The 7450-nt window shown below is 54.1% G+C and carries 7 protein-coding genes; 5 read left to right on the top strand and 2 right to left on the bottom strand.

What is annotated here, in order from left to right; genetic code table 11:
- Nucleotides 1-18 precede the first annotated feature (18 nt).
- Nucleotides 19-1608 carry a cell wall biosynthesis protein LcpA gene (gene lcpA, locus SFC07_RS11520; protein ID WP_411208405.1) on the bottom strand — a complete coding sequence of 530 codons (1590 nt, stop codon included), beginning with the start codon at nucleotides 1606-1608 and terminating at the stop codon, nucleotides 19-21.
- A 310-nt stretch (nucleotides 1609-1918) separates the two neighbouring features.
- On the opposite strand from lcpA, the gene SFC07_RS11515 reads away from it, so the two are divergent.
- The 3 genes from SFC07_RS11515 to SFC07_RS11505 all read left to right on the top strand — a co-directional run bounded on the left by SFC07_RS11515 (nucleotide 1919) and on the right by SFC07_RS11505 (nucleotide 4921).
- Nucleotides 1919-2791: a glycosyltransferase family 2 protein gene (locus SFC07_RS11515; protein ID WP_411208413.1), complete on the top strand. Its 873-nt coding sequence runs from the start codon at nucleotides 1919-1921 to the stop codon at nucleotides 2789-2791.
- Between the two features lie 323 nt (nucleotides 2792-3114).
- Nucleotides 3115-4203, top strand: a complete 1089-nt coding sequence (locus SFC07_RS11510) for a sugar phosphate nucleotidyltransferase (RefSeq protein WP_411208404.1) — start codon at nucleotides 3115-3117, stop codon at nucleotides 4201-4203.
- 403 nt (nucleotides 4204-4606) lie between these two features.
- On the top strand, nucleotides 4607-4921 hold the full coding sequence (locus tag SFC07_RS11505; RefSeq protein ID WP_411208403.1) for a WhiB family transcriptional regulator: 315 nt from the start codon (nucleotides 4607-4609) through the stop codon (nucleotides 4919-4921).
- A 61-nt stretch (nucleotides 4922-4982) separates the two neighbouring features.
- Here the strand turns inward: SFC07_RS11505 and SFC07_RS11500 are convergent, their stop codons facing one another.
- Nucleotides 4983-5441 (bottom strand): metallopeptidase family protein, encoded by a 459-nt coding sequence (locus SFC07_RS11500; protein ID WP_411208402.1) that lies wholly within the window; start codon nucleotides 5439-5441, stop codon nucleotides 4983-4985.
- 94 nt (nucleotides 5442-5535) lie between these two features.
- Between SFC07_RS11500 and SFC07_RS11495 the strand changes: the two genes are divergently transcribed.
- Both SFC07_RS11495 and SFC07_RS11490 read left to right on the top strand, forming a co-directional pair.
- The gene (locus SFC07_RS11495; protein WP_411208401.1) at nucleotides 5536-5937 is read left to right on the top strand and encodes a DUF3499 domain-containing protein; all 402 of its coding nucleotides are present in this window, start codon (nucleotides 5536-5538) and stop codon (nucleotides 5935-5937) included.
- Between the two features lie 69 nt (nucleotides 5938-6006).
- Nucleotides 6007-7383, top strand: coding sequence for a phosphomannomutase/phosphoglucomutase (locus tag SFC07_RS11490; protein WP_411208400.1), 1377 nt, complete (start codon nucleotides 6007-6009; stop codon nucleotides 7381-7383).
- Nucleotides 7384-7450 lie beyond the last annotated feature (67 nt).

Raw genomic sequence — 7450 nt, 5'->3', positions numbered from 1 at the left:
GTGTCGACAAGCGGGTTTTTAGTTAACGCAACGCGGACCGTCGCCGCCAGCGTCAAACTCTGGGCTCTCAATCTTCTCGCCGAGGTCCGCGCCGGGCTGGCCAACTGCGGAAGTTTCGGTGACGGCGTTGGACACGGCGGTGGGGCCAGCGTAATCTCCAGCGGAAACCACAATGATGGTGTTGTCATCGAGGGAAGAGTTCACCATGATGGGCAAGCCACCGAGCGCCTCGGAAATGGCCAGGGCCTGAGCGTTTGTCTCATCAGCGGCCAAAACCTGGGACTCGTAGTAGAGGCCTTCGGCAGCATTTCCGGTCTCAGTGATGGTGTAGCCCTGTTCCTGCAGGAAAGCAGCAACTCCACTAGCTAGCCCCTCGGTATAAGAAGCATTGAGTACGTGAACTTCGGTGCCCGCCAGGTTGGCTGCTGGATCCTCGGTGTTGGCTGGCGCTTCGGTGTTGCCCTCGGAGTTGCCTTCGGTGTTGCTTTCGGTGGGCTCAGCGCCGCCGAGCGCGTCCTCGAAGAAAGCATGAACCTGATTGACATCAACGGTGACCACGGACTCGCCATAATCGCCCACACCGTCAATGGAAGTAACAGGGATGGTGCTGAAAGTAACGTTGCCGCCTGCCAGGTTTTGCAGCTGGGTGGCAAAGCCCATGACATCCCAGCCGTCATCGATGATGACAGAACGCATCACAGCATTGGCGAGGTCAGAGAGCTTGGAAGGATTGGTCAAGGTGCCAGAGGAAAGCACCTGGTTAACCAACGACGCCATATAAGACTGCTGGCGAACAATGCGGTCGAGGTCGCCGCGGGGGAGATCATGGCGCTGGCGCACATAGGACAGTGCGTCAGAACCGCCCAAGGTCTGGCGACCAGCAGGGAAGTTGGCGCCGGAAAGGGGCTCATCAACGGCGTTATTCAAACACACCTCGACGCCACCAACAGCATCGGTGAGCAACACAAATCCCAGTAGGCCGATCTCAGCGTAGTGATCCACGGTCACGCCGGTGAGATCAGAAACCGCATTGATCAAGCCTTCGCGGCCGGATTCTTTAGCCAGGGATTCCATCTCAGCGTCGGCGGAGAAACCCTCATCCATCAACTCCGTGATGCGGGCATCTTTATATGCTCCGTACACGCCGTTGATCTTCATGTTTCCGTATTCTTCATCGTGAATATAGGTGTCACGCGGGATGGACACGGCAGTGGCAGAGGAACCGTCATTGGGAACACGGATCACCATGATGGTGTCAGTATTGTCATTTTCCTCATCGCCGGCGCGCAGCAAAGCAAGTTCTTCTTCAGAAAGCGCATTGCCCTGGGCATCAGAACGGGAATCGGAACCGACGAGCAAAATATCGGTGGCGCCATCGGCTGCCTCACCGGCTTTGACACCTGAACCGCCACCCAAGGAAAGCTTGCCGGCGTTGGCGACATCGCCAACCTTGCCCACAGCAAAATATCCAAGACCAGAAACCAGCAATACCACCACAGAAAGGAAAGCAATAAGGCTTCTGAAAACGGGGTGGCCTGCTTGTTTGGTGGATTGAACAGCCACCGGCGCTGCTTGAATATCCCGGACGGGGCGGTACTTTTCGGTCACGAGGTGCAAACCCTTCGAGGATGGTTCATGGCGGTTAATGGGCATAGCTGGCGGTTTTACTTGGAGCCAGCCGGAGGATTACTAGAGATTAAAGCACTCAGTTTTGGGTAAAACCCACAACTGTGGTGAGAAACCCTGGCAAAACCCACCGCCTAAAGATGTACAGATGGCGCTAAAAAACACACTGTCTAGGGATTGTAGGGCAAAAGAGAGGGTTTTCCTTAACGGTTGACGGGAGTGGCAGGTACTTCTTTAAAGTTTCACCCACTAAGCTCTAGTGGCTGTGAGCAATTCTAATCCACCCATCGCCGTGATTACTGTGACGTATTCGCCGGGCAAGTACTTAGACTCCTTCCTGGATTCACTGCCTGAAGCAACTACCCGCGACGCCCTTGTGATCATGGCTGATAACGGGTCAATGGACGGTGTGCCAGAACAAGCTGCAGTAAATCGCAGCAATGTCGAGTTCCTGCCCACCGGTGGCAACCTCGGCTACGGCACCGCAGTCAATGTTGCAGCCCGAGCGCTTAAAGCACGCCGGGACGCAGGTGAAATTGATGGTGAGTACTTTATTGTCTCCAACCCCGATGTGGTTTTTGGCGCAGGTTCCATCGATGAACTCATCGCTTGTGCCCAACGCCATCCTGCTTCTGGAGCAGTTGGTCCTCTAATCCGTGAAGCTGATGGCTCTGCTTATCCTTCTGCTCGCGCAGTGCCCACTCTGGCTAATGGCATTGGCCACGCATTGCTCGGCTCGGTATGGAAGTCCAATCCTTGGTCTGCTGCTTATCGCGATGATCAAGATATGGAAAGCGAACGCACCGCCGGCTGGCTCTCTGGCTCCTGCTTGCTCATTAAATGGGAAGCATTTGATCGCATCGGCGGTTTTGATGAGCGCTACTTCATGTACATGGAAGACGTTGATCTGGGCGATCGTTTAACGCGAGCAGGGTTTGAAAATATCTTCTGCCCCCAAGCTGAGATTGTGCATGCAAAGGGCCATGTGGCAGGTAAAAATCCAGAGCATATGCTGCCGGCCCACCATGAGAGTGCATATCGCTTCCAGGCTGACCGCTTGTCCGCCTGGTGGCAGGCTCCCATCCGCCTGGCTTTGCGAGTAGGCCTAAAAGCTCGCGCTACCGTTGCGGTGGGTGTGGCGAAGGCGAAATCGAAGCTTAGCTAGCTGGCGTGGCTGGGCTGTGGCTGGTGCCGGCGGCGAGGGCTAGGACCAGGTCTGCGGCCACGTCCGCGGCCAGGGCTGGCAGCGATATGGCCGATGCGGTAGAGGGTTTTGAGGAATACTAATCTATTAGCAACGTATTTAGTTTGAGGGAAATTTTTTAGTGGTGCCGGACTGCCGGCCTGCAGTGCCTAAAATCTTCAATTTAAGATGTTGCAGTTTCCTCAAACTAGAAGATTATTGAGATACAAAACAACTAGATACGAACAACGTTTCTCGAAGTTATGAATCTTTATCTACATCCAAGAAAGTGAACCCAAGGAAATATGACAACCTCTGAAAACAGCGCAAATGTTGATGCTGTCATCCTCGTAGGTGGCAAGGGCACTCGTTTGCGTCCGCTGACGGTCAACACTCCAAAGCCAATGTTGCCAACAGCTGGCTTTCCTTTCCTCTCACATCTGCTAGCTCGCATCCAAGAAGCTGGCATTAAGCATGTGGTGTTGGGTACCTCCTTCAAAGCGGAAGTTTTTGAGGAATATTTCGGCGATGGCTCTGAGCTCGGCCTGGAAATCGAATATGTGGTGGAGGATAAGCCACTAGGCACCGGCGGTGGCATCCGCAATGTCTATGACAAGCTGCGCCACGATACCGCCATTGTTTTTAATGGCGATGTGCTCTCCGGAGCCGACCTCGGCAAAATCCTGGAAACCCACCGCACCAAGGAAGCCGATCTCACCATGCACCTGGTGCAGGTAGAAAACCCACGAGCCTTTGGTTGCGTACCTACCGACGCTGATGGTCGCGTCAGCGCCTTCTTGGAAAAGACCGAGGATCCACCAACCGATCAAATCAACGCTGGTTGCTACGTATTCAAGAAGGAATTGATCGCTGACATTCCTGCTGGTCGTGTGGTTTCCGTCGAGCGCGAAACTTTCCCGCAACTCCTTCACGAGGGCAAGCGCGTCTATGGCCACGTCGATACCTCTTATTGGCGTGACATGGGCACCCCAGATGATTTTGTGCGCGGTTCTGCGGACCTCGTGCGTGGCATCGCGTATTCCCCCTTGCTTGCAGGCAAGACCGGAGAGGCGCTTGTCGACGCCTCCGCTGGCGTGCGTGACGGTGTGATTCTGATGGGCGGCACCGTAGTGGGTCGCGGTACTGAAATCGGTGCGGGCTGCCGCCTCGATAACACCGTGGTGTTTGATGGCGTGACCATTGAACCAGGAGCAGTGGTGGAAAATTCCATCATTTCCTCCGGAGTGCGAATTGGCGCGAACGCGCGCATCTCCGGCTGTGTCATCGGTGAGGGTGCGCATGTGGGTGCTCGTTGTGAGCTCACTTCCGGTATGCGCGTCTTCCCAGGGGTCATTATTCCTGACGGCGGAATCCGTTTTTCCTCTGATCAGTAGGCATTTCCCCAGCTCATTTCCAGCGGTGTCCGGTGCATGGTGAACCATGTTTATCCGGGCATCGCTGTTTTGCGTACCCGGTAAAAAGTGAGTGAACACTTGTACTACAATTGAATCAACACGCCGATATAGTGGTAAATTGGTGCCAAAGTTTAATTCCAACACTAGATGTAGTACCCCCGTAAATCACCCCCGTGGGTCAGGTTTTGTGACTGGTGTGAATAGTGTGATTTAAACGAGGTAAGTTTCATTGATTTTTGCCATAACGGTTGACGGCTTTACCTAAGCGCGTGTGTAATCACTATTAAGTAAGAAATGACTAAGAAACTAGACCCGCTCGGGGATCAACGATGTCCGATGGGAACAGACTTACATGGCCTGGAAAGTGGGAGGGGTGCGAGGCATGGAAGATTCAGCAGGCAATACTTCTGCAAAAATTCACGGAGTTCAAACTCGCACCGCACTGGAAATGACTTTAGATGATCTGTTCGGCGCGGTAGAGCAAGAATGGCAGGAACAAGCGCTCTGTGCGCAAACCGATCCGGAGGCATTCTTCCCTGAAAAGGGAGGCTCCACCCGCGAAGCAAAACGCATTTGCCAGGCTTGTCCAGTACAGGATGAGTGCCTGGAATTCGCGTTGGAACACGATGAACGCTTTGGCATTTGGGGCGGATTGTCCGAGCGTGAACGCCGTAGGCTCAAGCGCAATATTTCCTAAAACCAAAATTTCTTTAGCGGGCTTCCCATCGAGGAACCCGCTTTTTGGGTTTTAGAGGGCTTTATAGGTCCTGAAATCCAGGATCAATATCGCGCGGATCAATATTGAGATAATTGGCCACCAAAGAGGTCAACACATGGGTCAGTAGATCCAAGCGTTCCGCAGCATTATTGGTGCGCTGCTCAATAGGCATCCGGAAAATTACAATGCGAGCGCGAGTGGGATTGCCCTTAGAATCAATTGCCGGTGGGATCACACGACCCAAGGGGACTGGACCATCAGCGGTGATCTCATCAGGCAAAATCGACATATCAGCGCTTAAGCGCATGCGTGGCACGGTATCCACCGCAATGTCCAAATTACTGAGCTCGCGCTGGTAGGCGCCATAAAGTGGGGCATAGGCTTCCAGTACTGCGCGGTCAAAAACTTTTCGACGAGAAGCATAGCGGCGAACTTCACTCGGCAATAAAGGTCCACGCAACCCGCGGCCGTGCCGATTTCGGAAAGTTCTGGTGTGCATGAAAAGAAATTCTAAATAGTGTGAGCTGCAAAAAGTCGCAGACTCGCCGAATCCAACTATCAAAACCTCAACCAAAGGTCTAAACTTTGGCCTCGTGAGTCAGTTTCGTCGTTGTTCCCGCCCCGGTTGTGGCAAGCCCGCCGTTGCCACCCTCACCTATGCCTATTCGGAGTCCACTGCGGTAGTTGGACCCTTGGCACCTGCCGCAGAACCCCATAGCTGGGATCTCTGCGAGCACCACGCTGCGCGCATTACGGCGCCGCTGGGGTGGGAAATGCTGCGGGTTAATGACATTGCCATGGATGATGATGAAGATCTCACCGCCCTGGCACAGGCCGTGCGTGAAGCAGGACGCAACGCCAGCGGTTTAATCGCTCCCGAAGATGAAGTAGGCGGTAACCACCCAGTTAACCGCTCTGCACGCATTAGCGAGCAACGCGTTCACCGCAAAGCACACCTCTATGTTGTCCCTGATCAAGAGAATTTTCAGGAGTAACGTTTCATCACCCTCGGCAAACAGCGTAGAATAGCCAAGATTATTGTGCTCTCTACCCGGTGAGGATCTATGCGTACCCGTGAATCAATAACAGCTGTTATCAAAGCCTATGACGTCCGCGGAGTTGTTGGCGTTGACATCGATGCTGACTTCATCCGTGAGACGGGTGCAGCTTTTGCCCGCCTCATGCGCAGCGAGGGCGAAACTACTGTGGCAGTTGGCCACGATATGCGTGATACCTCCCCTGAACTCTCTCGCGCATTCGCCGAGGGCGTTACCTCCCAGGGCCTGGACGTAGTCCTTTTGGGACTCACCTCCACCGATGAGCTCTACTTCGCTTCTGGAACCTTGGAGTGTGCCGGTGCTATGTTCACCGCCTCACACAACCCAGCCAAGTACAACGGCATCAAGCTGTGTCGCAAGGGTGCTCGTCCAGTAGGCCAGGACTCCGGCCTAGCTACCATCATTGATGATCTTGAAGCAGGCGTTCCAGAATTTGAGGGCGCTACCGGTTCCATCACGGAAAAGGACCTGCTGCAGGCATATTCCGACTACCTCAATGAATTGGTTGATCTTAAGGGCATTCGCCCCCTCAAGGTTGCAGTTGATGCAGCAAATGGCATGGGCGGATTCACCGTTCCTGAGGTATTCAAGGGACTGCCTTTGGAGATCGCTCCTTTGTACTTCGAACTTGATGGTTCTTTCCCCAACCACGAGGCCAACCCACTTGAGCCTGCCAACTTGGTGGACCTGCAAAAGTACACCGTTGAAACCGGCTCTGATATTGGACTGGCTTTTGATGGCGATGCAGACCGCTGCTTTGTGGTTGATGAAAAAGGCCAGCCTGTCAGCCCCTCTGCCATTTGTGCCATTGTGGCCAAGCGTTACTTGGACAAGCTGCCAGGCTCCACCATCATTCACAACCTCATTACCTCCAAGGCTGTGCCTGAGGTTATTGCAGAAAACGGTGGCACCGCTGTTCGCACCCGCGTAGGCCACTCCTTTATTAAGGCAAAGATGGCAGAAACCGGCGCTGCTTTTGGTGGCGAGCACTCTGCTCACTACTACTTCACCGAGTTCTTTAATGCCGATTCCGGCATCCTGGCGGCCATGCATGTGCTGGCTGCACTGGGCACCCAGGACAAGCCTTTGAGCGAAATGATGGCGGAATACAACCGCTACTACGCCTCCGGTGAGCTCAATTCCCGTCTGGCTAATGCCGAGGCACAAAAGGAACGCACCGAAGCTGTGCTGGAGGCATTTGCGGATCGCACTGAATCCGTGGACACCCTCGATGGTGTAACCGTGGAGCTCAAGGGCACCCCTGCCTGGTTCAATGTGCGTGCCTCCAATACCGAGCCTTTGCTGCGCCTCAATGTTGAGGGCACCACTGAGCAAGAGGTTGCCGAGCTCGTTGCTGAAATCTTGGGCATCATTCGCGCCTAAGTAGTTCTAACCTCAAAGCATCCACCGCTGGAATTGCCTATCCTTGAAGTAACAAAGGAAAGGACAG

This window comes from Corynebacterium callunae (genome assembly GCF_046592015.1).
Lineage (GTDB): Bacteria > Actinomycetota > Actinomycetes > Mycobacteriales > Mycobacteriaceae > Corynebacterium > Corynebacterium callunae_A.
The sequence above is the reverse complement of the archived record's forward strand: the minus strand, read 5'-3'. Positions and strand labels throughout refer to the sequence as shown.